The 23003-nt window shown below is 60.0% G+C and carries 40 protein-coding genes; 27 read left to right on the top strand and 13 right to left on the bottom strand.

The window, feature by feature from the left end; genetic code table 11:
- Window positions 1–26: 26 nt before the first annotated feature.
- From IFT57_RS00930 to IFT57_RS00885, 10 genes are all read right to left on the bottom strand, one after another.
- A complete protein-coding gene (locus IFT57_RS00930) occupies window positions 27–488 on the bottom strand; it encodes a hypothetical protein (protein ID WP_192149975.1) in 462 nt (153 codons plus the stop codon).
- On the bottom strand, window positions 485–718 hold the full coding sequence (locus IFT57_RS00925; protein WP_192149974.1) for a hypothetical protein: 234 nt from the start codon (window positions 716–718) through the stop codon (window positions 485–487). Before IFT57_RS00925 ends, IFT57_RS00930 begins: the two co-directional genes overlap by 4 nt.
- Entirely contained in the window at window positions 715–1581 is an 867-nt protein-coding gene (locus IFT57_RS00920) for an ATP-binding protein (RefSeq protein ID WP_192149971.1), read from the bottom strand. Before IFT57_RS00920 ends, IFT57_RS00925 begins: the two co-directional genes overlap by 4 nt.
- A gap of 11 nt (window positions 1582–1592) precedes the next feature.
- The gene (locus IFT57_RS00915) at window positions 1593–1736 is read right to left on the bottom strand and encodes a hypothetical protein (RefSeq protein ID WP_156463100.1); all 144 of its coding nucleotides are present in this window, start codon (window positions 1734–1736) and stop codon (window positions 1593–1595) included.
- Window positions 1737–1743: 7 nt separating this feature from the next.
- Entirely contained in the window at window positions 1744–3087 is a 1344-nt protein-coding gene (locus tag IFT57_RS00910; RefSeq protein ID WP_342030322.1) for a hypothetical protein, read from the bottom strand.
- Window positions 3084–3278, bottom strand: coding sequence for a hypothetical protein (locus IFT57_RS00905; RefSeq protein WP_192149968.1), 195 nt, complete (start codon window positions 3276–3278; stop codon window positions 3084–3086). Before IFT57_RS00905 ends, IFT57_RS00910 begins: the two co-directional genes overlap by 4 nt.
- Window positions 3275–3517: a hypothetical protein gene (locus tag IFT57_RS00900; protein ID WP_192149963.1), complete on the bottom strand. Its 243-nt coding sequence runs from the start codon at window positions 3515–3517 to the stop codon at window positions 3275–3277. The genes IFT57_RS00905 and IFT57_RS00900 overlap by 4 nt, the downstream gene beginning before the upstream one ends.
- 230 nt (window positions 3518–3747) lie before the next feature.
- Window positions 3748–4200 carry a hypothetical protein gene (locus IFT57_RS00895; RefSeq protein ID WP_192149961.1) on the bottom strand — a complete coding sequence of 151 codons (453 nt, stop codon included), beginning with the start codon at window positions 4198–4200 and terminating at the stop codon, window positions 3748–3750.
- Window positions 4201–4384: 184 nt separating this feature from the next.
- Complete coding sequence (locus tag IFT57_RS00890; RefSeq protein WP_192149959.1) at window positions 4385–4825, bottom strand: hypothetical protein; 441 nt, start codon at window positions 4823–4825, stop codon at window positions 4385–4387.
- Between the two features lie 63 nt (window positions 4826–4888).
- A complete protein-coding gene (locus IFT57_RS00885) occupies window positions 4889–5074 on the bottom strand; it encodes a hypothetical protein (RefSeq protein ID WP_192149957.1) in 186 nt (61 codons plus the stop codon).
- 481 nt (window positions 5075–5555) lie between these two features.
- On the opposite strand from IFT57_RS00885, the gene IFT57_RS00880 reads away from it, so the two are divergent.
- Window positions 5556–5900: a DUF1654 domain-containing protein gene (locus tag IFT57_RS00880; RefSeq protein WP_192149956.1), complete on the top strand. Its 345-nt coding sequence runs from the start codon at window positions 5556–5558 to the stop codon at window positions 5898–5900.
- A gap of 48 nt (window positions 5901–5948) precedes the next feature.
- Here the strand turns inward: IFT57_RS00880 and IFT57_RS00875 are convergent, their stop codons facing one another.
- Together IFT57_RS00875 and IFT57_RS00870 are read right to left on the bottom strand one after the other, a co-directional pair.
- Window positions 5949–6857 (bottom strand): DUF7946 domain-containing protein, encoded by a 909-nt coding sequence (locus tag IFT57_RS00875; RefSeq protein ID WP_192149955.1) that lies wholly within the window; start codon window positions 6855–6857, stop codon window positions 5949–5951.
- Window positions 6858–6916: 59 nt separating this feature from the next.
- Window positions 6917–7744, bottom strand: coding sequence for a LexA family transcriptional regulator (locus IFT57_RS00870; RefSeq protein ID WP_192149953.1), 828 nt, complete (start codon window positions 7742–7744; stop codon window positions 6917–6919).
- 103 nt (window positions 7745–7847) lie between these two features.
- On the opposite strand from IFT57_RS00870, the gene IFT57_RS00865 reads away from it, so the two are divergent.
- The 11 genes from IFT57_RS00865 (at window position 7848) to IFT57_RS00815 (ending at window position 13021) form a co-directional block, all read left to right on the top strand.
- A complete protein-coding gene (locus tag IFT57_RS00865; RefSeq protein WP_192149951.1) occupies window positions 7848–8069 on the top strand; it encodes a helix-turn-helix domain-containing protein in 222 nt (73 codons plus the stop codon).
- Between the two features lie 29 nt (window positions 8070–8098).
- Window positions 8099–8290, top strand: coding sequence for a hypothetical protein (locus tag IFT57_RS00860; protein ID WP_134721325.1), 192 nt, complete (start codon window positions 8099–8101; stop codon window positions 8288–8290).
- Between the two features lie 19 nt (window positions 8291–8309).
- Window positions 8310–8558, top strand: a complete 249-nt coding sequence (locus tag IFT57_RS00855; RefSeq protein WP_192149949.1) for a hypothetical protein — start codon at window positions 8310–8312, stop codon at window positions 8556–8558.
- Between the two features lie 168 nt (window positions 8559–8726).
- Window positions 8727–9452, top strand: coding sequence for a Rha family transcriptional regulator (locus IFT57_RS00850; RefSeq protein ID WP_192150820.1), 726 nt, complete (start codon window positions 8727–8729; stop codon window positions 9450–9452).
- Complete coding sequence (locus IFT57_RS00845; protein WP_192149948.1) at window positions 9452–10213, top strand: DnaT-like ssDNA-binding domain-containing protein; 762 nt, start codon at window positions 9452–9454, stop codon at window positions 10211–10213. The genes IFT57_RS00850 and IFT57_RS00845 overlap by 1 nt, the downstream gene beginning before the upstream one ends.
- Window positions 10210–10914: a replication protein P gene (locus IFT57_RS00840; RefSeq protein WP_192149946.1), complete on the top strand. Its 705-nt coding sequence runs from the start codon at window positions 10210–10212 to the stop codon at window positions 10912–10914. The genes IFT57_RS00845 and IFT57_RS00840 overlap by 4 nt, the downstream gene beginning before the upstream one ends.
- On the top strand, window positions 10914–11168 hold the full coding sequence (locus IFT57_RS00835) for a hypothetical protein (RefSeq protein WP_192149944.1): 255 nt from the start codon (window positions 10914–10916) through the stop codon (window positions 11166–11168). The genes IFT57_RS00840 and IFT57_RS00835 overlap by 1 nt, the downstream gene beginning before the upstream one ends.
- The gene (locus IFT57_RS00830) at window positions 11165–11581 is read left to right on the top strand and encodes a recombination protein NinB (protein ID WP_192149941.1); all 417 of its coding nucleotides are present in this window, start codon (window positions 11165–11167) and stop codon (window positions 11579–11581) included. Before IFT57_RS00835 ends, IFT57_RS00830 begins: the two co-directional genes overlap by 4 nt.
- Window positions 11581–11904 carry a hypothetical protein gene (locus tag IFT57_RS00825; protein WP_192149939.1) on the top strand — a complete coding sequence of 108 codons (324 nt, stop codon included), beginning with the start codon at window positions 11581–11583 and terminating at the stop codon, window positions 11902–11904. Before IFT57_RS00830 ends, IFT57_RS00825 begins: the two co-directional genes overlap by 1 nt.
- The gene (locus IFT57_RS00820; RefSeq protein WP_192149937.1) at window positions 11898–12479 is read left to right on the top strand and encodes a recombination protein NinG; all 582 of its coding nucleotides are present in this window, start codon (window positions 11898–11900) and stop codon (window positions 12477–12479) included. The genes IFT57_RS00825 and IFT57_RS00820 overlap by 7 nt, the downstream gene beginning before the upstream one ends.
- Window positions 12476–13021, top strand: a complete 546-nt coding sequence (locus IFT57_RS00815; protein WP_192149935.1) for a hypothetical protein — start codon at window positions 12476–12478, stop codon at window positions 13019–13021. Before IFT57_RS00820 ends, IFT57_RS00815 begins: the two co-directional genes overlap by 4 nt.
- A 38-nt stretch (window positions 13022–13059) precedes the next feature.
- Here IFT57_RS00815 and IFT57_RS00810 read toward each other — a convergent pair whose 3' ends face one another.
- Complete coding sequence (locus IFT57_RS00810) at window positions 13060–13293, bottom strand: hypothetical protein (RefSeq protein WP_192149933.1); 234 nt, start codon at window positions 13291–13293, stop codon at window positions 13060–13062.
- Window positions 13294–13551: 258 nt separating this feature from the next.
- Here IFT57_RS00810 and IFT57_RS00805 point away from each other — a divergent pair, with 258 nt between their 5' ends.
- From IFT57_RS00805 to IFT57_RS00740, 15 genes are read left to right on the top strand one after another with little or no spacing between them, the layout of a single operon-like run.
- Window positions 13552–13869, top strand: a complete 318-nt coding sequence (locus IFT57_RS00805) for a phage holin, lambda family (protein WP_192149931.1) — start codon at window positions 13552–13554, stop codon at window positions 13867–13869.
- Window positions 13866–14255, top strand: coding sequence for a hypothetical protein (locus IFT57_RS00800; protein ID WP_192149929.1), 390 nt, complete (start codon window positions 13866–13868; stop codon window positions 14253–14255). Before IFT57_RS00805 ends, IFT57_RS00800 begins: the two co-directional genes overlap by 4 nt.
- Window positions 14170–14412 carry an Rz1-like lysis system protein LysC gene (lysC, locus tag IFT57_RS26890; protein ID WP_342030320.1) on the top strand — a complete coding sequence of 81 codons (243 nt, stop codon included), beginning with the start codon at window positions 14170–14172 and terminating at the stop codon, window positions 14410–14412. Before IFT57_RS00800 ends, lysC begins: the two co-directional genes overlap by 86 nt.
- A 52-nt stretch (window positions 14413–14464) precedes the next feature.
- Window positions 14465–15871 (top strand): DUF1073 domain-containing protein, encoded by a 1407-nt coding sequence (locus tag IFT57_RS00795; protein ID WP_192149927.1) that lies wholly within the window; start codon window positions 14465–14467, stop codon window positions 15869–15871.
- The gene (locus IFT57_RS00790) at window positions 15816–16733 is read left to right on the top strand and encodes a phage head morphogenesis protein (protein ID WP_244657226.1); all 918 of its coding nucleotides are present in this window, start codon (window positions 15816–15818) and stop codon (window positions 16731–16733) included. Before IFT57_RS00795 ends, IFT57_RS00790 begins: the two co-directional genes overlap by 56 nt.
- 3 nt (window positions 16734–16736) lie before the next feature.
- Window positions 16737–17843, top strand: coding sequence for a DUF2213 domain-containing protein (locus tag IFT57_RS00785; protein ID WP_192149925.1), 1107 nt, complete (start codon window positions 16737–16739; stop codon window positions 17841–17843).
- Window positions 17843–18352: a structural cement protein Gp24 gene (locus IFT57_RS00780; RefSeq protein ID WP_192149923.1), complete on the top strand. Its 510-nt coding sequence runs from the start codon at window positions 17843–17845 to the stop codon at window positions 18350–18352. The genes IFT57_RS00785 and IFT57_RS00780 overlap by 1 nt, the downstream gene beginning before the upstream one ends.
- Window positions 18353–18363: 11 nt before the next feature.
- Entirely contained in the window at window positions 18364–19341 is a 978-nt protein-coding gene (locus IFT57_RS00775; RefSeq protein WP_192149921.1) for a major capsid family protein, read from the top strand.
- Between the two features lie 9 nt (window positions 19342–19350).
- Entirely contained in the window at window positions 19351–19731 is a 381-nt protein-coding gene (locus IFT57_RS00770) for a hypothetical protein (RefSeq protein WP_192149919.1), read from the top strand.
- A gap of 21 nt (window positions 19732–19752) precedes the next feature.
- Window positions 19753–19932: a hypothetical protein gene (locus IFT57_RS00765; protein ID WP_192149917.1), complete on the top strand. Its 180-nt coding sequence runs from the start codon at window positions 19753–19755 to the stop codon at window positions 19930–19932.
- 40 nt (window positions 19933–19972) lie between these two features.
- Window positions 19973–20416: a DUF4054 domain-containing protein gene (locus IFT57_RS00760; RefSeq protein ID WP_192149915.1), complete on the top strand. Its 444-nt coding sequence runs from the start codon at window positions 19973–19975 to the stop codon at window positions 20414–20416.
- Complete coding sequence (locus tag IFT57_RS00755) at window positions 20413–20910, top strand: hypothetical protein (protein ID WP_192149913.1); 498 nt, start codon at window positions 20413–20415, stop codon at window positions 20908–20910. Before IFT57_RS00760 ends, IFT57_RS00755 begins: the two co-directional genes overlap by 4 nt.
- The gene (locus IFT57_RS00750; protein ID WP_192149911.1) at window positions 20910–21329 is read left to right on the top strand and encodes a hypothetical protein; all 420 of its coding nucleotides are present in this window, start codon (window positions 20910–20912) and stop codon (window positions 21327–21329) included. The genes IFT57_RS00755 and IFT57_RS00750 overlap by 1 nt, the downstream gene beginning before the upstream one ends.
- Window positions 21322–21879, top strand: coding sequence for a phage neck terminator protein (locus tag IFT57_RS00745; RefSeq protein ID WP_192149909.1), 558 nt, complete (start codon window positions 21322–21324; stop codon window positions 21877–21879). The genes IFT57_RS00750 and IFT57_RS00745 overlap by 8 nt, the downstream gene beginning before the upstream one ends.
- Window positions 21863–22993 carry a DUF3383 family protein gene (locus tag IFT57_RS00740; RefSeq protein WP_192149907.1) on the top strand — a complete coding sequence of 377 codons (1131 nt, stop codon included), beginning with the start codon at window positions 21863–21865 and terminating at the stop codon, window positions 22991–22993. Before IFT57_RS00745 ends, IFT57_RS00740 begins: the two co-directional genes overlap by 17 nt.
- The last annotated feature ends 10 nt before the right edge of the window (window positions 22994–23003 follow it).

Below are 23003 nucleotides of genomic sequence, written 5' to 3'. Positions count from 1 at the left end.
GGCGTTGGCCAGCGTGCTGATGCGCCTCATGCTGCGCGGGCTCGCTGCCAGACGCCCATGGCCGTGAACACAGCGTTCGCCTGGGCCTCGGTGAGGCTTACCTGGTCGGGAACAGCTATCCAGCCAGAACCGATCACATGCTTTTGGTTGGCTGACGCGCAGACCTCTGCGTGCTTCTCGATCATCAGCGGCTCAAGGTTCGCCACCAGGTGCATGCCTGCCGTGGTGAACTCCGTTGCCTTGCTGTACTGGGCGCCGGTGGGGTCCTGGCAGAACACCGCGATGTAAACCGTCCAGCGGTGGGCAATATCGCAAAGGGCATTGGCCACCGGCAGGCTGCAGATCTGCTTGCAGGTCTTCCAGTTGACCATGATCTGGATATCGCCAGGCTCGACGTTGGCCACTGCGGCATGATTGGTACGCACCAGGGCCCGGCGGGCGCGGTCGATCTGGACGCGCCGGTTGCAGGCTTTGCGGACCTTGCTCATAGCTGGGCCGCCAGTTGGCGCAGCGCGATGCGATCGCTGCGGGAGAGCGGTGGCTTGCGGCGCTTGAGGACCGTTTCAGGGTCTACCCAGGCCTTGCGGGGTGGCTCGGGCTTGAACTCGTAGGAAGCCAGAACTTGAACCCGGCCGCCCCGGGCGAGGAATGCCGCGCGCGCCGCGTCGATGCGGGCTTGCTCTTCGGCAAGGGCCGCGATTTTCTCGTTGCTGATCATGCTGACTGCTCCAATGGTGTGAGCTCGATTTTTCGCTTGTCCTTCGCTGCAACCACTTGCAAGACCAGGTCGTCGAACCCAATCGCAATTGCCTTGGCAGCATTGAAGGCCGACTGGAGCCCAGCCATGTCGGTAGCGGTGGCAATATCCGCAAGGGCATCAATCAGCAGTTCCTTGGCGCGCGCTTCCGGACTGACACCCGAGTTGAGCCAAGCCAGCAGCTTCTGGCCGGTTGCCTCGGTGATCAGCTCGGGCTTGTCGAACAGCTTCGTTCGATCTTTGCTGGCCATCGCGGTGTGCACGTCGTGTGTCAGATCCAGCACCACGGTGAACTCGTAGTCGGTGCCGTCGCGCTGTTCCGACTTCATGCCCAGCTTCACGATCTTTTTGCCCTCACCCTGGACTGTTTCCGTCTTACTGCGCATGGTGCAGATGACGTGAAGGGTGCTGGTCAGGATCTTGTTGGTCAGCTGACGGTGCCGGGGCGTGGTTTCGTTCCAAGCGGCCCAGGTGTTGCCCCGAAACTTCTGATGGGCGAGCGCCTCATTCGATTCCAGGCAGCCACCTGGCCCGGTCCACTCATGTGAGTAGCTGTCGATGATCAGCACGCTGTAGCCAGCCGCCTCGGCTGCGGTGATGGCTTCAACGTATCGTTCAGGCGAGAAGGGCGCCTGCAGCTCCAGAACATCGAAGTCGGCGATGTCGGAGTAAAGTGAGGCACTGCCCTGCTCGGTGTCGATAACCGCGATCCGTCCTCCCAGACCTTTGGCCATGAGCAGGGCGGAGTAGGTTTTTCCTGAGCCCGACGGCCCGGCAAGTGCCAGCCGTAGCTTGGCCTGCTTGCGTTCAGCTTTCTTGAACATGAGTGGTTGCCTCAGTTGGCGTTGTTTTCCCATTCCCGCTCGATCAAGCGGGCTTCGTCTTCGTATGCGGCGCGGTCGTCGCCAGTGAATTGCTCAGGTGCGAACTCGCCGACCTGGGCCCAATCGAGATGGGCGGCCATGCGTGGTGTGCTCATGGGGTGCTCAGTAAGCGATGGTGATTGCCGGGATCTGCTTGCTGGCAATCAGTGTGATGGCCTGCTTTGCGCAAGCTTCGGTCATGCCGTGGTTCAGGAAAGCTGCGATGGCGGCACGGTTAATGGCGCGTCGATGCTCCACATCCGCCTCGCGCAGCCTTTCCTGACGGATGATCTCTTCGGCAGCTGCCTTCTGGCGCGCAAGCTCGTCGAGTCGGGCCTGTTCCACAGCTTCAGTGTGTCGACGTTCAGCGGCGATTCTGTTTTGCTCTGCGCGCTGCTCAGCGGCCAGGCGATCCGCTTTTTCCTGTGCCGCTGCGCGCTCGGCTTGCTCGGCCTGGAGCTTCAACTGCAGCTCGCGCTGTGCTGCGGCTTCGCGCTCAGCTTGTGCGCGCTGGTCGGCTTCGCGTTGGGCTCGCGCCGCTGCTTCACGGGCAATGGCGGCTTCATGCTCGGCGCGTTCCCACTCAGCTTTTTCAGCATTGAAGCGAGCGATCTCGGCCAGTTCGGCTTCATGCTTTTGCCGCACTGCCAGGGTGTCACGAAGCGTCTTCAGCGAGTCGTCTTTGGCGCGCGCTGCCTCGGTTTCGAACTCTTGCCACCGATCACCCAGTTCAACCGCCTCGACCATTTCGATGCGGCCCAGCAGGTCGTCAACGATGATCCCTTCGAGGTCGGAGGCCAGCACAGTGATGCGCAGGATCGCGTCACGGTGACGATCGATCCGAGCATCCTCTGCGGCCTGCCATTCATCCAGCGGCTTGCGCACTTCCTTTTGCCAAAGCTCCAGGGTGTCCCATACGCGCTTCCGCTCTGCGTCGATCTTCTTCGGGAGCTCCTTCTGCTTGGCAGACAGCGCTTTGCCAACAGCTTCGAGAGCGGTCTTGGACTTGGCAATCTGATGCGCCATCGACGCGTACCGATCACGACCCTTTTGAGTGGTCAGCTCGGGTAGCGTTTTGTTGAACTCGTCCACCTTCAGCCGGACCTGCTGCAACCAAGGCTCCAGGCCTTTTTCAGTGGTGAATACCTGGAGCGCGGTTTCTGCCGGCGGCACTTCTGCCAGCTCTTTGGATTGGGTCATGCTGACTCCTTGCGCTCCATTTTGAGCGTCGTCGTGGGTGAGAGGCCTAGTACCGCAAGCACTCTGCATTTGTTGGATGGCGCGATTTATACGGCCCGGCAGTCCGGCCAATCGCCTACTCTCGGCGGCCTGTCGCCGCGCAGCGATAAGTGCGTTGCTCTCGTCGTCGAACCAGTCGTCAACGGAAGCAGTTGACGACTCGGAGGACATTCGGCGATCGCTTTCGAGAGCTTGGAAGCTGTCCGCATAGCTCTCGTTGACGCTCATTGCCGGCCACCGCCGATTCGATACCTCAGAACGTGAAGGCGCCGGCCGTTCGGTGCAGGATCTTCATACTGCTCGACTGGGGCGCCGTAGAAGCCGCGACGCTCAGCCAGTCGATATGCCTCGCGCATGTCGAACGCGCTGACGTCCTCCAGCTGTTCGTCTCGGATGCTTTTAACCATTGGGGTAGTCATGCAACCTCCCGACGACTTGAGCGGCACAGGAGCGCTACGCGGCGGCTACGCACGGCTTGAATTCGCTGATGCATCAGCGTCGACTCGCTGTGCGTGATATCGCCAGCGTAAAGGGCGTACGAAACGAGTCCGGCTGCCCAGCCCAGCTCATATTCGAACCCGAGCGAATGTTCCAGCGCCATGTTGCTTGCGGTTTCGATGTGACCATCGAAGGCCGACCTGGCTGTTCTGTTGATCATGCTCGAATCCCCCTGATCAGCTGCCGCGCCAAGTCATGAGCGTGCGCAGCATCTGCCAGGCACTGCTGGGCATACTTGAAGTCGCAAGCGACCAAGAAACCGCGCGCTCGGGCGGTGTGGCTGAATGCAACGTCAAAGCACTGCTTGATCGCCGACCGTGGCCAAGCTTGGCTTGAGCGGCGGCGCGGAAGTTTCTCCAATCGTTTGGCCATGGTGGTGTCCTCGGTGGGTTATGCCGCTGAAGCCATCAGCGCCGCGTAGGCATACAAAGCTTCTTGTTTGGTGTCTCCGAATGCGTAGTTGCTGGAAGCCTGGAGATCTTCAAAGCCTTCGCCGACCACGCACCACGCGGTTCCGTCCTTCATCACGCGGACCTTCCACCATGGCTTCTGGAAGCCGTCGCTGTTGCATTCGTTGCAGGCCCAAGTGCCGCCGTAGACGAAACCGGGGGTTCTACACTTGCCGTGCGGGAAGGGATGAACGAAGTAGGCTTTTCCTGCTGCGATCTTTTGATCGGCGGCCCACCATCCCTGCTCGCGCTCCCAGCGGTACGCTCCACGGATAGCGCTGTAGAGCTCTTCGCCCTGAATCCGGGAGTTAAAGCCGCCAGCAACGTGCGGCCCGCAAGCTGCGATGTTTGGAAAGTCTTGAGCGAACTGAATGGCTTTCGGTTGCTTGTTCATTATTCGATCCTCTGACCGCATTGGTCGGATGCCAGGCAACAGGGACCAAGCTGGGCGTGAATAGCCAGCCTGGCACCCGCCGATGCGGTCGTATGGGTTTAAGGGGTAATGCAGGGGGCCGCGTTGCGCGGTGCAGAATCGTCCGCATCCCGCTGCGCACTCTTTGAATGCGCAGGAGGATGGTTCACTTGTGAGCTTCTGGATCTTTCAGGTGCTTATCGAAAAGCTTCCGATGTCGCCGGGCAAAGCGAGCGACGTAGGCGATCACCGCAAGGGTCAACACTGTGAGCAGCAGCGGGTAGAACTTGAGGCTCAGGAAAGCAACCAGTGGACCCAAGATCGCTATGGGGAAAAAGAACAGCAGAACGTCTGGCTGGCTTTCCCCTTTCTTGTCCTTCCACCAAAGGTATTGGCCGCTGCCCTCAGTGGTGTAGGGCGTCCATCCTCGGAGTCGGGCCATCAGCTCCAGCACCGGGTTGCGGCCTGGCTTACCGTCATCAATCCATGCCCAGGTATGGGCCCAAACCTTTCCGGCCAGCACCGACAGCATCATCAGCACGAAGCAGATCCCGCCAGCCACCATGCACACTGCAACCTGTCCCCCAAACTCTTCAGGTAAAGCCATAGCCATATCCTCGTTCGTTGATTTCCCGTCTGGCCCTGTCTCCAAGGCCAGCCAGTGAAATTGTCAGGCCGCGAACAACTCTTGTTGCTTCGGCGCGGGAAGTACGAATGACAGGAGCCTCGCCTCAGGCCAGTCAGTCACATCGGTCCAGCCTGCATAAAGCGCCAGTCGTTCTGCAGGGTGAAGCCAGCGACCAGTGCTTTTGTCAGGACTTATGCAGAATTTGAAACCTTGATCTTTCAGGCTCATCGTCTTGCTCTCCGTCGTATTTCCAAAACGCCCGGTCGCCCAGGCGCTTCAGTAAATCGTTCGGCTCTCCACCACGCGCATCGCCCGAGTCCTCTCTTTGGCCAGGTCACACATTTCGTGTCCGGTGTTCTTCCTGGATGGCTTGCGTGGTTTCGCGTGCTCTCATGAGGGAGCACGGCCAGTTCCAGAGCTGGCATGGGATCGACTGTTTGTTGCTCGCACTTACCTGTGAAGGGGTAGTCGGTCGCGAGGATCTTGGCGGTGGTAAAGAGCGGACCGATCCGCTGAGGGCCTTGTGAGGGGCTGTTGCGTCTCGATGGAGCAAATATGCACCAGTGCAATTCTTATGTCAATGCACCAGTGCATAAATTTGTTCATGCGTGCATGAGAGAGAAATCCGACAGATCAGGGTTCACATTTCGGAAAGGCGTCGCTATGCTTTGCGGATTACTGGATATACATACAGCTTTGGAGGTGCGGTATGGCAAGGCAGGTAGAGGCGGCGCAACAGGAGCGCCAGGGAATGTCAGGGATGGAGCGCCTGAGCTTGCGCGTATCCGAAATGATCAATCACCCGGTAGCGCAGCTTCAGCGGTGGGTGCTGATTCACCGGATCGATAGCGATGGAGATCAGGAGTGGGAAGAGGCGCTGAGCCAGATGGCCGCGACTGACGAGTTGGAACTGGAGCACCGCGAAGATGGGAGCGTGCTGGTGCGATGGGAAGAGCTTGAGAAGACAGGCACGCCAGGTGTGGACGAGTGGGAGCAGGATAGCGGAGTGAAAGCTGATCCATGGGCGGCAAATCCCGACACGTCGCCTTTCTAACAGACACAAAAAAGCCCGCTCATATAGCGGGCCTGCCAAGAATGAAAATCACGTCTCTGTGATAAATAGCCTGTGCAGCTCGCCATCCTTGAACACTGGGCGCGCACGAACCTTGAGGCTGGCGTGACTGCCCATAGCTTGAGTGTATGCATTGTTCGGAAAGGAAAGAGCGATGTCGGTGATTTTCCCATGTACCGAGCCAGAATATCCCTCAATCTGCACCCGACACACGCCTGTATCCACGCTGAGGGCGTAGATCCGGGATATAACGTAGCTTCCGGGCTCGCCAACTGACACCTCGCCGTTAGAGCGAATGGCCAACGCCTCTGGTTCCGTAATCTCGACGGGATGATCAGAGTCTGCGAACTGTGTGATTTGATCACACGACTTGCCAACTGGGGCCAAGGTATTCCGCATGGGAGTTCTCGCGGCCTCAACCAAAATAGGGAGCGTGGCCAGAAGTTTATCTGTCAATCTTTCCATGGATTGATGGGCGTTGTCATTGGCTCTGATCAATCCGTTCGCCATCACGTGTTTGAGATCCGATGAGTTCTTGAGCTCTTCCCTGAGCACCTCTATGAAATCTTTCACGTCCGATTTTCCCGAGAGCGCTTTCTTGACGTAGGCCAGAACCTGGGAGGTCATCCAGTCAAATGTCTTTTTGTAGACATCCGCAAAGGCAGGCATCTGGTGTGTGATACCTGTAAGTATAACCAGTGTTTGCTCGAAAGACCCCTCTTTAGGCGGCGCTGAGAAGCACCTTATGTCGGAGTGTTGGCGCGATGCTAAAACCTCGCCATATATGCAGTAGTGGCTGATTAACCTGTAGAGTCGTGAAGCGCCCTCCACCGATTTGGCGTACTGGCCGGCATCCAGCAAATGGCGGTTGGCGTCCAGTCCCTCGTACTTCATGTTCATGTGACCGGTAACGCCAGTCATCTCATTCCAACCGACCATGGCACATCCTTGATTGCGTCGTTGTAAAGCTCCGGCTGAAGTCTAAGTCCAGTCTCAAATCAAACCGGCGCGCCATTCCATACGTACAGCACCCGCGCCAGTATGTGAGTGTCGTCCACTCTGATCTCTTCAGGATCATGGCGCTCGTTGTCCGAGATCATCTTGAAGCGCTCCTTCCCCTTTTTCTGCAGGCGTTTCACGTACAGCATCTCGTCGTGCGAGAAGAGGTAGATCCCGTCGCCGGTGAACTCCCGGATCGTCACGTCCACCAGCAGTGGGTCTCGATCCTTGATCGTCGGCGCCATCGACTGGCCCCAGCCGGTGATCATCTTGAGGTGGAAGTGCTCCTTAAACCGGACGCCCATTTCCCGCAGGTGGCGCGGGCTAACGCGCACGTCCTGGAGCATTTCAGGGTATTCATGCGGGATCTGCCCGCCACCCATCGCGGCGCGGACGTCGTAGTGAGCAATCCAAACTTCATCGCCGACCTGACCTGGGCGGGAGAAGTCGACGGTGATGACGTTGTCGCCTTGTTCCGCCGTGGCAAGGATTCTCTGCTTCAGTCCGTCGGGCAGCTTCGACGCACGCGCAAGCATTTCCTTCACTGCATCCATAGTGGATGAGGTGCTGGGCTGCGCGACTGACTCTCCCTCAGCTGCCAGGTCCAGAGGCGCATACCCTCTCAGCTGATCAGTGCTGATCTGGAAATGATCGGCGATCGGCCGTACTTGGGTATCGGTAGGGTTTTTGATTCCCTTGGGCCCGTTCGGCTTCAATATTCGCGAGATTGTCGGCTGCCCAACCTTCGTCAGTGCTGAAAGCCTGGCTTGGTTAAGGCCTTCGCGAGCCATCAGCTCAGCCAGAATTTTATCGATAGTTTTATGCATGAGTGCAATCGTCGCCTTGAGCGGTGCATACATCAATAGATCAGGCCGTTGACAGTTATGCACCAGTGCATGATCATGTGCATATCTACAAAAGGAGGCAGCCATGAGCGCTACCGATCTTCCGAAAAAACTGGATGCATTGCTGGGCTCTGGGCTGACCTACAAGGCCATTGCGGAGCGAGCTAAATGCGACATCTCGACCATTTTCCGCATCCGCAACGGCCAGATCAGCAACCCCAGCTACATCGCGGGCATTGCGATCGACCAGATGCACGGTGAACTGGGCAAGTCCGCTAAGCCATCACCCAAGAAATCCGCCGCTTAAACCAATTCATCAGCCACAAGGAGCAACACATGTACGACGAGCCACGCCACCTGAAAGACCGGGAGATCAAGTCCCGCTACGACGACGAAACCTACGAGGCCCTCAAGGCCGTAGCGCGCCTGCACAAGCTGCAGCTCGCCGTGTTCGTCCGCATGTGCGTCGAGGAGAAGCTGGAAAGCATCGTTGAGCGCGATGTTACCGCCAACCAACAAATGGGCTGAAGTCCCTGAAGGAGGCCACGTGCCTGAAACAACCATCAGCCATGGGATCGACGCCCGTCTCTACGAAAAGCTTGAACGGCTGGCCAAAGCCGAGGGGATGACCCCCGACGATCTGGCCGCAAAGCTTGGCGCAGAACGGTTCTTCGAGAAGACCAGGCCAAAGGGGGCAGGGAAGATCCGAAACCTGCCAGTAGCGAAGCGAGCGCCCGCAAGGGACTCGACAGGCCCTGATAAGGGTGAGGGAGGGACTGATGAAGGCCCTGAATAGCTGGACTACCAAATCGCAGGCACAAAAAAGCCCGGCGGCAACCGGGCTTCTTCAACTGCAATTCGTAACGCATCTCTGGAGCGAATAATGACCGAATCCAACGTAACAGGCAAGGGCCTCTCCAGTCCCGCGCCACAAAATGATGGCGATGAAAACGTGGCGCGCACTATGTCGTCGCGTGAGATTGCCGAATTGACCGGTAAGCGTCATCCCGACGTGAAGCGCGACATCGTTTCTATGCTCTCCGACCTGAAAGCAGATGCGCGCAGTTTTGCTCACATCTACCTGGACAGCCGTCGGCGCGAACAGACGGAGTATCTGCTCGACCGTGAGCACACTGACTGCCTGCTCACCGGTTATTCGGCAATGTTGCGGATGCGCGTGATTCGCCGCTGGAAGGAACTGGAAGCCCAGGTTTTCTCCCCACTGAAGAAAATCAACGGCGCCAAGGTAAACGGCGAGATAGCGATCTTCGAATGCTATACGCGCCTGCTCAAACCGTCTCCATCAAGCCAGATGCTCATGCTCTCCAAGATCGCAGCCAATAACGGCTTGGAGTCCACCTTCCTCCCGGGCTACGCCATCGACGCCGCTCCCGATGCCACTGGTGGCGGCTCCATGCCTACCAGAGCGGTCACGGCGCTGATTAAGGATCACGGGCTGCCCACCACGGCTGCCGCCTTCAATCGCGGCTTGGCCGCCGCTGGCTTCCTCAGGAACATGCAGCGCAAGAACTCCCGTCAGGAGATGGTCGACTTCTGGTCGATCACTGAAAAGGGCCTGCGCTACGGCAAGAACCTCACCAGCCCCCAATCACCCCGCGAGACGCAACCTCACTGGTACGTCGACCGCTTCCTCGAGCTTGCCGATCTGATCGGCAAAGGACGTCCGTAATGGCCGGAGACTGGATCAAAATGCGCATCGATCTTCAGACGCATCCGAAAGTTTTCCGCATTGTGTCCGCATTGAAAGCGGACAGGTTGCGGGTCATTGGTGGACTGCATGTCGCCTGGAGCATCTTCGACACCCATTGTGATGACGGTGTGTTGGTCGGATACACCGCTGAAGCGATGGACGCTGTCATCGGCTGGCAAGGCTTTACGCAGGCCATGATCGACGTCCAGTGGGCATCTATCAATGATGCTGGAAGCCTTGTAATGCCCCGCTTTGACGAGCACAACGGCGCCAGCGCCAAGCGCCGTGCAAACGACAATGAGCGGAAACGTGCAGCCCGAAAGTCGGGAAATGTCCGCAATGTGTCCGCTAGCGATGCGGACAGTTTGCGGACCAGAGAAGAGAAGAGAAGAGAAGATCAAAACCCTCTCTCTGCGCGCGAATCTGTCGACCCTCGCATGCCCAGCGAAATGACGCTCGACTGGGCGCCTGACCAAAAGCTGCTCAAGACCTACGCCGTGCACTCGGGTGTGGCTCTGAACCTATTCACCGAGGACGCGCGCCGTGCGTTCACCGCTCACTATGAGCCGCGCGGGCAGGTGAACACCCAGGCCGAATGGGTACAGATGCTGGTCAAGTGGGTGCTGAACGACCGCAACCGTGCCGTAGCCTCGAATGTCCGGCCGTTCCCGGCGCGCCAGAGCAACGAGCCCGACTTCGACGACACCTCATGGGCCGATGGCCTTGTGGTGAAGACATGAAGTCCGTGAACCAGCTGATGGCAGCAGCCACCAATCTGCCGGCGGTCGAGCCTACCCAGGCCATCCCCGTCTCCCCGGAAACCACCGAGGTGGTCAACGCGCTGTTCCGCAAGCTGCGCGGGATCTTCCCGGCCTGGCGCCAGGCATGGCCATCCACCGAAGCGCTGAATGCTGCCAAGGAGGAATGGATCAAGGGTTTCGCCGCGGAGGGTATCCGCTCGCTCGAGCAGATCGAGTTCGGTATCCAGAACTGCCGCAAGGCCAAGAAGCCATTCGCTCCGAGCGTCGGCGAGTTCATCGCCCTGTGTCAGCCCAGCCCCGAAGACTTCGGCATGCCACCGGTGGCGGACGCATGGATCGAAGCGCTGATGGGCACGTACAGCCATGAAGCCGTCCACCTGGCGGCCAAGGCCACCGGTGTGTTCGATCTGCGCGCCGCCAAGCAAGACGACAAAGGCCTGCGTCAGCGTTTCGACCGCAACTACGAAGTGATCCTGCGCCGCGCCCAGGAAGGGCAGCCACTGGACGGCAACATCCTGACCGGCATCGGGCACGACAGCCAGAAGACCGAGCTGGAGCTGGCGAACGAGCGAGCAGATCGGCAGGCGCAGGCGCGGATCATCCAGCAGGGCATACCAGCAGACGGCGCCTCGGCGCGCGCGTTGCTGATGGCGAAATTTGGCAAGCGGAGGGCTTCGTAATGAGCAACGACAAGACACGTCAGGAGTTTGAAGCCTGGGCTGCAACCAAAGGCATGGCCATGCACCTGGCTCGTGCTGAATCCGGGCTGTACGTGAGCCGGGTGACTCAGAACTACATGGACTGCTGGATGGCTTCGCGGGCCGCGGTGGTGGTTGATCTGCCTAAGCCATGGCAAACCAATGTCGGCGCAATGCTGACGCCTAACGGCGTTCGATTCGCCATCGAAGCTGCCGGCCTGAAGGTGAAGCCATGACCGAGATCATCATGCGTAACGCCCAGGACACCAGCCGCCTGATGGGCTTCCTGCGCGGTACCGACTTCACCAAGCCCAAGAAGATCGTCATCAAAGATCTGGACCGTAGCGGCGAGCAGAACAAGCTGCTCCACGCGCGCCTCACCGATATCGCCAGCCAAGTGGAACACGCCGGCAAGAAGTGGGACGTGCTGATCTGGAAGCGCCTGCTGACTGCAGCCTGGCTGCGCGAGTCCGGCGACAAGCCGCAGATGATCCCGGCCATCGACGGACACGGGTTCGACGTAATTTATGAGCGCACTTCGAAACTCACCGTGAAGCAATGCGCCGAGCTTCTGGACTGGGTGGAAGCGTTCGGCGGCGAGCACCGGGTGCGGTGGACGGCCAAAGACAATTGGGGAGGGCGGTACTGATGGGCCATCAATTCAAGCCGGGCGATCTGGCTCTAATCGTCAAGGCTCACCATCCCGAGAACATAGGGAAAGTAGTGGAGCTGATCCGCTTTGATGATAGCGAGCTGATCGACCATCTTCCCTTTGCGGATACATACACCGAAAACCCAGGTCGACAGCCGTGCTGGCTCGTTCTTGGCGAGATTACCATCACGCGCGTGGCTGGCGAGGGCCTAGGGCTCCGTACCAATACCACAGCAGCGTTTCTCCAGTCACACCTGATGCCTTTAAGCAAGGATTCAGAACCAGAGCAGCAGAAGACCAAGGAGGCCGAGCAATGCTGAGCCAGAAGCAGCCACGCCCGAAGAAGTGCAAGGTCGCCACCTGCAGGGCCTCATTCGTGCCCACGAAGAGCTTTCAGACCTGGTGCAGCCCTGACTGCGCCGTGGTGATCGTTCGTGCCAAGCAGGCATCCGAGCGGAAGTCGTTCGAGCAGCGCGAACGCCGGGAGATCAAGGTCCGCAAGGAGAAGCTGAAGAGCAGGGCGGACCACACCAAGGAAGCGCAGGCGGTGTTCAACGAGTGGGTGCGACTGCGCGATGCCGACCTACCATGCATCAGCTGCGGCCGCCACCACCAGGGCAAGTATGACGCTGGCCACTATCGTACCGTCGGTAGCAACCCCGCGCTGCGCTTCGAGCCGCTGAACTGCCATAAGCAATGCGTGCCCTGCAATCAGCACAAGTCGGGCGACATCGTGAACTACCGGATCAACCTGGTGCACCGCATAGGCGCTGTGAAGGTGGATTGGATCGAAGGGCCTCATGAGCCCCAGCGCTACACCATCGAACAGTTGAAAGAGATCAAGGCGCACTACCGGGCGCTGATTCGAGAATTGAAGGGGAGGGAGTCAGCATGACCTATCGAAACGTAGTGGCAGCAGTAGTCCGCGCCCTGGCGGTCGAAACGATCAACAGCGCCGGCGGGTGCGATTTTGAACCCAAGGTGCAGTGCGCGAAGCAGAAGGGCGAGATCGTGGGCAAGGAGGCTGCCTTCCTCGTCGACTGCATGGTATTCAGCCGACTGCACAAGAACCTGAGCGCCAACCACTGGCGTGCGCTGGTGGCCAAGTACTCGACCCACGCCGAGCGCAAGCATGCAGCGATCAGCGAAATCACGAAGGGTTACCGATCACCGGCCCCCGAACGGTTCCGTCATTGCGCGATCGTCACCTGGGCTATGCCGCGGCTCGCCGGGGTGGAGGGTAAGCGCAGCACGAACGTATTGCCGGCTGCCTGGTACGAGATGGACAACTGGAGCGATGAGCCCCATCCAATCAAGACGCAGGAGCGGTGGCGCCGGGACATTCGCAAGGGGCTGGAGGCGATGGTTGACTTGGCCCTGACCGAGGCTCAGCACATCCTGGAAGATGAAGAGCTATTGGTTGCAGATGTCGCTTGACGGATACTGATCCAATGAGCCATTATCTACCCATCCTGTCATTCCTTCGTGTGTAGGGGATTGACCATAATAAGCCCGGTCATAAGCCGGGTTTTTTTGGCTTTGGAGTCATTGATTTTGATCGGTCCCGTCGGACGAGCGCTTTTGTCAATTGTCGCACTCTTCACTCTTTTCATCGCCTGGGGCGGAGTTTGTGTAGAAGTCTGGCTGATATTAGTAGTTGACTCTCTTGTAGTGAAAATACTTTTCACGGTTCTGTCAGCTTTTTCCATATGGTTAGCCTGGAAGTCCACGCCTGAGCTCTTATGGGCGGCAGGCTTAAAGGGAAAGGCCACATAGACGCAAAATTTACTAAGCCTAAGACCCGCCCTTGCGGGTTTTTTTGTGCCTGCGGTTTGCCCAACCCCTCGGAACCTCTGATCGTCATGTTCAGCGAGGGCCTCATTCGTACCTGTGTGCTCCCCTTGGCCGAACCCATCCGGCCCTTTTATTCAACTCTCCCCAAGAGGGAGGAACGTCGGACTACCACCATGCCCGAGAAAAACCCTGACTTCTGGGCTCAGGTCTGGTTAGTCCTTTCGACACCGCTCTGGCAGGGCGCAATCATGGCCACAACCATCTCACTACTGCGTGTGCTCTACGAGGGCAAAGAAGCCAACAAGGGGCGAGTCATCCTTGAGGCCCTGATCTGCGGCGCCCTGAGTTTGTCCGCCAGTAGCGTGATCGAGTGGATGGAGTGGCCTTCGAGCCTGTCCGTCGGTGCCGGCGGTGCGATCGGGTTCCTCGGGGTGACAGCCATACGTGAACTGGTGACCCGCTTCCTGGGCCGCAAGGTGGATTCGATATGACCGTACTCAAGGCTCTAGCCGCAGCGGTGATCATCACGCTCGTGGGGGTACTGCTGATAGGCATCCAGCAATACCGGGTCGTAGCGCTGCAGGGCATGGTCAGCGTAGAGACCAAGGGCAAGAACGACGCCATTGCCGCCAACCTCGAAAGCCAGAAGACCATCACCACTCTCCAGGGCGAGGCCAAGCGCAACGCCGACTACCTGTCTGACCTCACCAAACGGTTGAAGGCCAGCGAGCAAAAAGCCCAGCAGGCGAGGAAAGACTTTGAACAACTCAAGCGCACCAGCAAGCCTGTTCGTGATTGGGCTGCTCAGCCTCTGCCTGACGGCCTGCGCGGGAAGCCCGCAACCGGTAGCGGTAAAGACAACGGCGGTAAGAATTGAGGCGCCCGAGATGGTGCCGTGTGAGCGGGTGAGCGCTACCGACGATGACCTGGCGCTGAATGGCGACCTCTGGGCATTGAAGGATCGAGCCATCAACCTGCTCGACACGTGTGCAGACCAGGTGGACGCGCAGATCCTCCGCAGCCAGACCAAATAACTCGCGCCACAAATTCACCACCGCCATTTCGTGGCGCGGGATAGATCATTTTATGACCACATCAAAACCGCGAATCAAGATTCAGGACGGTAAGGTCGTAACTGCCGACAGCCTTTCGAACATGGTCGCCAACATTGGCACCAACCGTGACAAGCGCACGCACAGCCAATTCGGCTTCGAGTTCGTCAATCAGGTGGAGCTGGAAGCGGCGTATCAGTCCAACTGGCTGGCTCGGCGCATCGTCGACAAGCCGAACGAAGATGCCCTGCGCGAGTGGCGCGCATTCAACGGCAAGCAGGCCAAGCAGATCGCTACCGAAGAGCGGCGCCTGGGTGTGCAGCAAGCCTACCTCGACACCTGCTGCTGGGCTGACCTGTACGGCGGCGCGGCACTGCTGATGGTGACAGGTCAGGATCTGGGCAAGCCGCTCGACCTGGACAAGATCAAGAAGGGTGGGCTGAGGAACCTGGTGGTGTTCGACCGCTGGGACATCCAGCCCATGGACTTCAACTACTCCGACCCGCTGGCCAGCAACTGGATGCTCCCCGAGTTCTACATGATGGTGAATGGGACGCAGCGCATCCATCACAGCCACATCATCCGCCGCACTGGGGCGCGCCTGCCACGTCGTATGCGCATGTTCGAGCAAGGCTGGGGTGACAGCCGCCTGCGTCGCTGCATGGCTGACCTGCGCGATGTGGTGGCGACCAAGGGCGGTATTGCCTCTCTGGTACTGGAAGCCAACGTCGACACGATCAAGGCGAAGGGTTTGAAGGCAGCTTTGGCCGGCCCCCAGTGCGACCAGATCACCGAGCGCTACCGGATGTTCGGCATGATGAAGTCGATCGTGAACCTCGGCCTGCTGGATGCTGACAACGAAGAGTTCGAGCGCAACAGCATCTCGTTCTCTGGCCTGAGTTCGATCATGGAGCAGTTCATGGTGTGGACGGCAGGCGCTGCCGAGATGCCAGTGACTGAGCTATGGGGCCAATCAGCCTCCGGGCTTGGCGCTACGGGTGACGGTGACCTGAAGACCTACCACGGCACCATCAAGGGCAAGCAGGACGGCCAGATGCGACTGGACCTCGAAGCACTTGACCAAGTGCTGATCCGCTCGGCGCTGGGTGCCTATCCCGACGAAATCGAGTTCGAGTGGAATCCTCTGGCGCAGACCTCCGGTGTCGAGCAGGCGCAGGAAGACCTCGCTGAGGCTCAGGCCGACTCGCTCTACCTGGAGAACGGCGTGATCCGCCCAAGCCATGCCATGCGCAAGGCCCAGGCGAAAGGCACCTACGCCATCACCGACGAGCAGATCGCCGCGCAAGAGAAGCTGGAGAAGGATCAAGCCGATGGCAATTTCGACGACGGTGAAGGCCTCCCGGGTTTCTCCCTTGGCAAGTCTGATGGCGATGAACAAGGCGGCACGGGAAAAGCGGAAAAAGAAGCCCCAAGCGCCTAAGCCGATCTACCCCAGCAAAGAGGCAGAGCAGTACTACCGCGGCCAACTGCGCGGGTTGGTGCGGCTGATGGCCTCCGAGCTGGTTGCCGCGGTCGAGCCAGAACTGAAACGCTTGAGGCCCGACTACATCGCCGATAGCCGCATCACCCTGGACGGCAGCTGGACTGACGAGATTCTTAAGGCCATTCGCAGCGTGTCTCAGCGATTCATCTCGCCCCTGTTCGAGGCACAGATACAGCGGGTGGCGGCCAGTACGGTCAGCCGGGCCGAAGCCGACAATGCAGAGGCCTTCCGTGACTCGGTCAACAAGGCCGTTGGCGTCGACTTCCAGATGATTGCCAGACCGCAGGGGATGCAGAACTACCTTGAGGCCTCGACGGCTGAGAACGTCAACCTGATCAAGTCCATCCCGGCCGACTACTTCCGCAAGGTCGAGTCGCTGGTGCTGGGCGGGATGAAGGAAGGCCTGGCCCCCGCGGTCATTGCCAAGCAGATCCAGCAGGAAACCGGTGTCACTGCCCGGCGAGCCAAGCTCATCGCACGTGACCAGATATCACAGCTCAATTCGGACCTGACCCGACAGCGCCAAGTGGCCGCCGGCATCACCTTCTACAAGTCGGTCGATGCTGATGATCAGCGTGTATCGGGCAACCCGGCCGGCAAGTACCCGAACGCGAAGATCAGCTGCTACGGCATCGCCCGGCAGGAAATCGGTCACGGCCCCGGCGTGTACCCCATCGCCGATGGCGCCTCATGGGGTGGCAAGACAGGCCTGCACCCAGGCAAGCACCACCCGCTATGCCGCTGTGTCGCCATCGCCATGATCCCCGGCGTGAATTACTTCCCCGACAAGAACGGGTAACACATGAAACGAATGACATTCGACGAGACGTTCGCGCCTACGTCTCGCTTCCTCACGCCTGAAGGTTTCCTCTGCGTGAAAGGGATTGCAGCACGCACCGGGGTCTATCAGTACCTCTCCAGCGAGCTCGACCTGGACGGGCCTGAGCGCATCGTCAACGTCTACCGATCTCCCGAAGAGGTGTTCTCGCCTGAGTCGATGGCGACCTACCTGCACAAGGACGTCACCAACGACCATCCCGCCGACCTCGTCGACTCGAAAACCTTCAAGGATGTGTCGGTCGGCCACGTGCGCGGCGTTGAGCGCGACGGCGACAACCTGGTCGTCGACATGATCATCAAAGACCAGTCTGCCATCGACGACATCCAGTCGGGCAAGGCCGAGCTGTCCCCTGGCTACCTGGCCGAGTACGTGGAAGCCCCCGGCATCGACCCGGTGTCCGGTACCGCCTACGAGTACGTGCAGCGGGACATACAGATCAACCACAACGCGGTTGTAGAAGCAGCGCGGGCCGGAAAGGTCGCCCGCATTTTTGACCACAAACCGAAAGGTATCCCCAATATGGCGACCCGGAAAGTCTTCCTAGACTCCAAGAAAAGCCGCTCCATCATTCTGGACGAAGAGGCCGCACAGGTAGTCGAAGACGCCGTGTCTGCCCTGCAACGCTTCGCCGACGAGCAATCCGAACGCGCCGACAAGGCCGAAGCCACTAAGGACTCGGCCGAGGAAGAGCTGGAAGAGGCCAAAAAGGCCACCTCCGACGCATCGATCGGCCTGCGCGTCAAAGCCACCCTCGACACCATAGCCCTGGCCGCCAGGGTCGTGAAGTCCTTCGACGCCAAGGGCCTCGTCTCTCCGATCGAGATCAAGCGCGCCGCCATGGCGCAGCTCAAGCCGACACGCGACTGGGCAACCAAGTCCGAGGCCTACGTGGTCGCCGCCTTCGATGCTGCCGTTGACGAAGCGGCCGAGAAGGATGACGACGAAGACGAAGACGGCACCAAAACCAACGACAGTCTGCGCCAGTTCGCCAAGGACGCCTTCAACGCGCCGAAGCTGACCACCGACGGTTCCACTGTCTACGACAAGTTCCTGCGAGGTGAAAAGTAATGGCGACCGCATTCGATACGTTCGGCCAATACGCCGGCAAGGCCTTCGAGGGTCAAATCAATGACCTGGCGATGGCAGACGTCACCAGCGTCGTAGCTGAAGTCGCCATCCCGTTCGCTCGCGCGGTCGTGGTGGGCTCCGCTGCCAAGCGCGGCAAGCTGCCCGTTGCGGCTGCTGGCTTTTTCCTGGGCATCTCCGTCCGCAAGCCGGTGGGCGTGAGCGGCACCTACATGACCGGTCAGGCCGTCGACAACGGCAACACCGTCGGCGCCTACCGCGTCAACGAGGAAGTCAGCCTGGTCAGCCACGGTCGTGTCTGGGTCAAGACCCTGGGCGGCGCGGTAGTCGGCGGCAAGGTCTACGCGCTGCCCACCACCGGTGAGCTGACCAACGCCGCGACCGCTGGCAACCATGAACTGGTGGGGTGCTCGTTCCTGACCGCTGCCGCCGCCGGCGAGCTGGCCCTGGTGCAAGTGAAAGCCATCGCCAACACCACTCTCGCCGCTTAAGGATCGAACGAATGAAGACTTTCGACGCTTCCCCCCAGGCGCAACTGGGCTTCCTGATTGGTCAGCTGACCTACGTTGAACAGGAAGTGCTGCGCCAGCCGTACGCCGACATCAAGTACCCCACGATCCTGAGCGTGGACACCTCCGCCCCGGACTACGTCGAGTCCATCGCCTTCAAGGTCCTCGACTACAAGGGTGAGCCTGCTCCGATCGGTGACGTTTCCCACGACTTCCCCCTGGCTGAAATCGCGGCCAAGGTCGGCGGTGTGGATGTTGTCCAGGCCGGCCTGGGCTACACCTACACTCAGATCGAAGTTGGCAAGGCCATGCAGATGGCCAGCGCCCAAGGCTTCGGCGGTGCGATCAACTACCTGGCCGAGAAGCCAATCGCAACCCGCACCCTGACCGAGCAGTGGCTGGACCGCGTTGCCTTCGTTGGTGATGCGCGCTGGCCTTCGCTGGCCACCGGTGGCCTGGTCAAGTATCCCGGCGTGCCGATCCTGGCAACCGGCACCCTGCTGGGTGGTGCGAACAAGACCATCGCCCAGATCCTGGCCCAAACGCCTGACGCCGCGGCCCAAGAGCTGCTGAGCCTGCTGAACAACCTGATCCTTCAGGTATACGCGACGCAGACCAACAGCATCTTCCGTCCGACGCACATCCTGCTGCCGCTCAAGCAGTACGGCCTGCTGACCACCTTCCGCATCCCGAACACTGCGGAAACGTTGATCAGCTACCTGGAGCGTGTGCTGAACGTGACGTTCGAGCCGATTCTGCAGCTCGCCGGCGCTGGCGTGGGCGGCACTGACCGGATGATGGCGTACACCAAGAATCCTCAGTTCGCCAAGTTCCACCTGCCCATGCCGTTCACCTTGAACGCGCCGATCCCGTCTCACGGCGGCCTGCGCTTCGAAGCTGCCGGTGTCGTGCGCACTGCCGGTACCGAGCTGCGGGTTCCGCTGTCCCACGCCTACGTCGACGGCATCTAAGGGGGTCCCATGACTTCGAAGAAGGTTTACACCAACGTCACCGCCAGCCCTGTGGTGCTTTCCAATGGCACCAGTGTTGGCGCCGGCGAGCAAACCACCGCAGAGCAATACGAACTGGCCAAGGGCTCGTTCTGGGAGGAGCACGGCGTGCTCGTCTCGGGCGAACCGAAGCTGAGCGATGACGGCTCCCGCCAGATCGACGAGCTGCGCGCCGAGAACGACAAGCTGCGTGAGGACCTGTTCAACGAGCAGGCAAAATCGCAGAAGTTGGAAGCGGACGCCAAGGACATGCCCGCCGAGCTGGAGAAGGTTCGCAAGAGCCTGATCGAGGAGCAAGTGCGGTCGCAGAAGCTGGAAGCGGACCTGAAGGCCGCCCTGGCCAAGAAGTAAGCGGCACCTGCGGAGAATCGTATGGTCTCCATCACCAACACCAGTTCGCACCGGATCGATATCGCTGATTTGTCCTTGGCGCCTGGCGAGGCCATCGAGCACTTCGACGATGCCGATGCGGAGCGGCTGAAAAGCTCCATGTTCTTCAAGGCGGGCTGGCTCAGGATCGAGCCGACGCCTGAACCCGTAGCACCCGAATAGCCCCGCCCAGTGCGGGGCTTTCACTTTCTGGAGTTTGCACATGGCCGAGCTGACCATCGAAGTAACGCCCGAGATCATTGCCGACTTCCGAGCGTTCTACCCTGAATTTACTGACAGCGCCGTCTGGTCTGATGCCCAGATCACCCGTGCGCTGTACATCTCGCGAGGCGAATTCGGCGGCTGTGGCTGTGCCGGATGGGGCGACTACAAACCCTATTCGTTCCTGCAGCGCGGCTGGTTCGCCCTCGCGGCGCATTACCTCACCTGGCTAAAGATGCAGACCGCTGCCACTTCGGCAGACGGCAGCGCATCGACGCCATACGCCCAGGCCAGCAAGAGCGTACGAGACGAATCCGTGTCCTACGCCATCCCGGCCGCAAACGCATCGCTCACGACGTGGGAGGCGGCTCTGGCGCTGACCCCTTACGGCGTCGAATACCTACACCTGCGCTCGCGGGCTGGGATGGGAGCCATCTGCGTATGATCCGGCCGACTGTCAGCCTCATCAATACCCAGCAGGTCGAGCAGGCGCTCAAGGATCTTGCCAAGCGCATGACTGGGCCTACTAAGGTGCTGGTCGGCGTTCCCAAGGGCGCAGGCACTTATGAAGACGGTTTAACGCTTGCCACGGTCGCAGCCGTGAACAACTTCGGATCTGCGGACGGCCTTATACCGCCGCGGCCTGTGCTTCAGCCTGCTGTCGAGAAAGGCGCCCCGCAGTACCAGCGTCTGGCTGAAGTGATGATCCCCAAGGTCCTCAGCGGCCAAATGGAAATGCGCATGCTGCTCGAGCAGATGGGCACCCTGGCTGAGGGTCACGTAAAGCAAGAAATCACTGACCTGCGAACCCCCCCGAATGCTGCATCAACGATCGCGGCGAAGGGTTCGGACAATCCATTGATCGATACCGGCGCTTTCCGCCAGTCCATCCGCTATGTCGTCGACGACGGCAGAGAAGCTATCGAAGAGGGTCTGTGATGGGCCTGAACATGCGCGGCCACGTCAGCGGCCCATTCATCACCCACAAGGGCGTCCAGCTCAATCGCTACGACAGCCGCGTTGTGGACTTCGAGCAGAAGCTGACCCTGGTCTACTTCGACACATTCGATGCCAACGTCCAGCCGGTGAGCGACAAGGAAATCGAGTTCTTCCAGATCGGCGCCGAGCGAATCAACGACGTCCGCGTCATCCACCGCAACGACGGCAAGGGCATCGAGGTATCCACCGAGGGCAAACTGGCCGACATCCTCGTCTTCGCGGAGACGCCAGACAAGCCGGCCACATGGTGGAAGTCCATCGCCACTGATTACCGCCCCTGGCACAACTTCTGCCGCGCGGTGATCGCCAAGCTCGACCCGAGCGAGATCGCCAAGCTGCAGGGGCAGACCAATGCTTGATACCAAGGCGCTGTGCAAGACGGTGTGCCGCATCGTCGTCGCGGCCACCGGACTGCCAGCCGATCACGTCATCGTCGGTGATCCGGGCGGGCCAGCGCCGGCTGGCTCCTACTGCGCTGTCCGCCTGCAGAACCCTGAGCAGTTCGGCCAGGCCCACGCCACACAGCGTGATGTGCCGGCCCTCGACGATCCCCAGTACGAGGACATCATCGTCAGGGTGGCGACCCAGTTCACCCTGGGCTTCAGCGTAAACTTTTACCGGGACGGCGCCGTGGCGAACGCAGCGGCGCTATGCGAGGCCAACAAGCGAGAGCCGGTCAAGTCTCTGCTCCGCTCGGCAAAGCTCGGATGGTCCCGTGTATCCGGCATCAACAACCTCACCGGCCTGTACCAAGGCGGCATGGAAGAACGAGCCCAGCTCACCCTCTACCTCTACGGCGAATCCATCGCAGAAGACCGCGTGCAGCGGATCTATCGCGTCGGCTTCGAAGTGCAAACCGAACAATCTGGCGCGATAGCGCAAGGGGAAGTAAATGGCTTATCCGGCTGAAAGCATCATCAACATCAACGCGCTGATCAGTTCGGCCGGACTCGGCACTGCCAACTTCGGCGCGGGCATGTTCTTCGCTGACTTCGACTCGTCCAGCGACGCCACCTTCACCGCTGGCACCTATCGCGACTACGGCTCGGCCTCTGCTGTCGCGGTCGACTTCGATATCGCGTCTGATCCATACCGAGCCGCGCTGGCCTGGTTCTCGGCGCTGCCCAAGCCCAAGACCCTGCGCGTCTATCTGCGCATCGAGGAAGACACCCCTGTCGAGTCGCTGAATGACGCGATCAACAAGGGCATCTGGTTCTACTGGTACGAGTTCGAAACCAACATCCGGGCCAACATTGCTGATGTGCTCGCGCTGCAGGTTGCCGGTGATGCTGCCGGGAAGTTCTGGTCGTTCACCACCAATGACGCCGCAGTGCGCGACCCATCCCTGACAACTGACGTCGTCAGCCAGGCCAGGGCCAAGGGATCGCGCCGCATGTTCCTGCTGAGCCACGCCACCGCGCCTTACGCGGGCTTCGAGCTGGCGGCAGTGTTCAGTCGCGTCAACTTCAACGCCGCGAACACCACCATCACGGGTGAGTTCAAGAAGCTGCCCGGCATCACCGCCGAGAACCTGGCGCTGACCGCCTACAGCGCCATGAAGCAGAAAGGCGCTGTGTTCTACACCGTTGTCGAAACCGGTGGCGAGCAGGACAGCGGCCGAGTGATCAACTCGAAGACGACCTCCACCTACGGTGAGTTCATCGACGACGTGTTCAACCTGGATGCGTTCGTCAACTTCCTGACCGTGGGCCTGTACAACGCCCTGGCGAAGGTGCCGACCAAGATCAAGCAGACGCCCGAGGGCCAGCAGATCCTGATCGACGCCGCCGCGCAGATCGGTGAGAAGTTCATCGACAACGGCTACCTCGGCGCTCGCAACTACACCAGCGAGGCCACCGGCGAGGAAGTTCTGAGTCGTGGCTACGAAGTGCTCACCGTCGCCAGCGACATCCTCAACATCTCCGACGCTGAGCGCTCCGCGCGCGGCGCGGCCCCTATCACCATGCGCATCTTTCGAGCTGGCGCTATTCATGCGGTCGACGTCACCGTCAACGTTGATTAAGGAGCGCTAG

It is taken from the genome of Pseudomonas sp. CFBP 13719, from assembly GCF_014842095.1.
Classification (GTDB): domain Bacteria; phylum Pseudomonadota; class Gammaproteobacteria; order Pseudomonadales; family Pseudomonadaceae; genus Aquipseudomonas.
Note: the sequence above shows the minus strand (reverse complement) of the source record. Positions and strands in the feature narration are given on the sequence as shown.

What these genes read in the sequence shown, in the direction of transcription:
- IFT57_RS00930 (WP_192149975.1), bottom strand. Translation starts at nt 488, where the DNA reads ATGAGCAAGGTCCGCAAAGCCTGCAACCGGCGCGTCCAGATCGACCGC.
- IFT57_RS00925 (WP_192149974.1), bottom strand. Translation starts at nt 718, where the DNA reads ATGATCAGCAACGAGAAAATCGCGGCCCTTGCCGAAGAGCAAGCCCGC.
- IFT57_RS00920 (WP_192149971.1), bottom strand. Translation starts at nt 1,581, where the DNA reads ATGTTCAAGAAAGCTGAACGCAAGCAGGCCAAGCTACGGCTGGCACTT.
- IFT57_RS00915 (WP_156463100.1), bottom strand. Translation starts at nt 1,736, where the DNA reads ATGAGCACACCACGCATGGCCGCCCATCTCGATTGGGCCCAGGTCGGC.
- IFT57_RS00910 (WP_342030322.1), bottom strand. Translation starts at nt 3,087, where the DNA reads ATGAGCGTCAACGAGAGCTATGCGGACAGCTTCCAAGCTCTCGAAAGC.
- IFT57_RS00905 (WP_192149968.1), bottom strand. Translation starts at nt 3,278, where the DNA reads ATGACTACCCCAATGGTTAAAAGCATCCGAGACGAACAGCTGGAGGAC.
- IFT57_RS00900 (WP_192149963.1), bottom strand. Translation starts at nt 3,517, where the DNA reads ATGATCAACAGAACAGCCAGGTCGGCCTTCGATGGTCACATCGAAACC.
- IFT57_RS00895 (WP_192149961.1), bottom strand. Translation starts at nt 4,200, where the DNA reads ATGAACAAGCAACCGAAAGCCATTCAGTTCGCTCAAGACTTTCCAAAC.
- IFT57_RS00890 (WP_192149959.1), bottom strand. Translation starts at nt 4,825, where the DNA reads ATGGCTTTACCTGAAGAGTTTGGGGGACAGGTTGCAGTGTGCATGGTG.
- IFT57_RS00885 (WP_192149957.1), bottom strand. Translation starts at nt 5,074, where the DNA reads ATGAGCCTGAAAGATCAAGGTTTCAAATTCTGCATAAGTCCTGACAAA.
- IFT57_RS00880 (WP_192149956.1), top strand. Translation starts at nt 5,556, where the DNA reads ATGGCAAGGCAGGTAGAGGCGGCGCAACAGGAGCGCCAGGGAATGTCA.
- IFT57_RS00875 (WP_192149955.1), bottom strand. Translation starts at nt 6,857, where the DNA reads ATGGTCGGTTGGAATGAGATGACTGGCGTTACCGGTCACATGAACATG.
- IFT57_RS00870 (WP_192149953.1), bottom strand. Translation starts at nt 7,744, where the DNA reads ATGCATAAAACTATCGATAAAATTCTGGCTGAGCTGATGGCTCGCGAA.
- IFT57_RS00865 (WP_192149951.1), top strand. Translation starts at nt 7,848, where the DNA reads ATGAGCGCTACCGATCTTCCGAAAAAACTGGATGCATTGCTGGGCTCT.
- IFT57_RS00860 (WP_134721325.1), top strand. Translation starts at nt 8,099, where the DNA reads ATGTACGACGAGCCACGCCACCTGAAAGACCGGGAGATCAAGTCCCGC.
- IFT57_RS00850 (WP_192150820.1), top strand. Translation starts at nt 8,727, where the DNA reads ATGTCGTCGCGTGAGATTGCCGAATTGACCGGTAAGCGTCATCCCGAC.
- IFT57_RS00845 (WP_192149948.1), top strand. Translation starts at nt 9,452, where the DNA reads ATGGCCGGAGACTGGATCAAAATGCGCATCGATCTTCAGACGCATCCG.
- IFT57_RS00840 (WP_192149946.1), top strand. Translation starts at nt 10,210, where the DNA reads ATGAAGTCCGTGAACCAGCTGATGGCAGCAGCCACCAATCTGCCGGCG.
- IFT57_RS00835 (WP_192149944.1), top strand. Translation starts at nt 10,914, where the DNA reads ATGAGCAACGACAAGACACGTCAGGAGTTTGAAGCCTGGGCTGCAACC.
- IFT57_RS00830 (WP_192149941.1), top strand. Translation starts at nt 11,165, where the DNA reads ATGACCGAGATCATCATGCGTAACGCCCAGGACACCAGCCGCCTGATG.
- IFT57_RS00825 (WP_192149939.1), top strand. Translation starts at nt 11,581, where the DNA reads ATGGGCCATCAATTCAAGCCGGGCGATCTGGCTCTAATCGTCAAGGCT.
- IFT57_RS00820 (WP_192149937.1), top strand. Translation starts at nt 11,898, where the DNA reads ATGCTGAGCCAGAAGCAGCCACGCCCGAAGAAGTGCAAGGTCGCCACC.
- IFT57_RS00815 (WP_192149935.1), top strand. Translation starts at nt 12,476, where the DNA reads ATGACCTATCGAAACGTAGTGGCAGCAGTAGTCCGCGCCCTGGCGGTC.
- IFT57_RS00810 (WP_192149933.1), bottom strand. Translation starts at nt 13,293, where the DNA reads ATGGAAAAAGCTGACAGAACCGTGAAAAGTATTTTCACTACAAGAGAG.
- IFT57_RS00805 (WP_192149931.1), top strand. Translation starts at nt 13,552, where the DNA reads ATGCCCGAGAAAAACCCTGACTTCTGGGCTCAGGTCTGGTTAGTCCTT.
- IFT57_RS00800 (WP_192149929.1), top strand. Translation starts at nt 13,866, where the DNA reads ATGACCGTACTCAAGGCTCTAGCCGCAGCGGTGATCATCACGCTCGTG.
- IFT57_RS00795 (WP_192149927.1), top strand. Translation starts at nt 14,465, where the DNA reads ATGACCACATCAAAACCGCGAATCAAGATTCAGGACGGTAAGGTCGTA.
- IFT57_RS00790 (WP_244657226.1), top strand. Translation starts at nt 15,816, where the DNA reads ATGGCGATGAACAAGGCGGCACGGGAAAAGCGGAAAAAGAAGCCCCAA.
- IFT57_RS00785 (WP_192149925.1), top strand. Translation starts at nt 16,737, where the DNA reads ATGAAACGAATGACATTCGACGAGACGTTCGCGCCTACGTCTCGCTTC.
- IFT57_RS00780 (WP_192149923.1), top strand. Translation starts at nt 17,843, where the DNA reads ATGGCGACCGCATTCGATACGTTCGGCCAATACGCCGGCAAGGCCTTC.
- IFT57_RS00775 (WP_192149921.1), top strand. Translation starts at nt 18,364, where the DNA reads ATGAAGACTTTCGACGCTTCCCCCCAGGCGCAACTGGGCTTCCTGATT.
- IFT57_RS00770 (WP_192149919.1), top strand. Translation starts at nt 19,351, where the DNA reads ATGACTTCGAAGAAGGTTTACACCAACGTCACCGCCAGCCCTGTGGTG.
- IFT57_RS00765 (WP_192149917.1), top strand. Translation starts at nt 19,753, where the DNA reads ATGGTCTCCATCACCAACACCAGTTCGCACCGGATCGATATCGCTGAT.
- IFT57_RS00760 (WP_192149915.1), top strand. Translation starts at nt 19,973, where the DNA reads ATGGCCGAGCTGACCATCGAAGTAACGCCCGAGATCATTGCCGACTTC.
- IFT57_RS00755 (WP_192149913.1), top strand. Translation starts at nt 20,413, where the DNA reads ATGATCCGGCCGACTGTCAGCCTCATCAATACCCAGCAGGTCGAGCAG.
- IFT57_RS00750 (WP_192149911.1), top strand. Translation starts at nt 20,910, where the DNA reads ATGGGCCTGAACATGCGCGGCCACGTCAGCGGCCCATTCATCACCCAC.
- IFT57_RS00745 (WP_192149909.1), top strand. Translation starts at nt 21,322, where the DNA reads ATGCTTGATACCAAGGCGCTGTGCAAGACGGTGTGCCGCATCGTCGTC.
- IFT57_RS00740 (WP_192149907.1), top strand. Translation starts at nt 21,863, where the DNA reads ATGGCTTATCCGGCTGAAAGCATCATCAACATCAACGCGCTGATCAGT.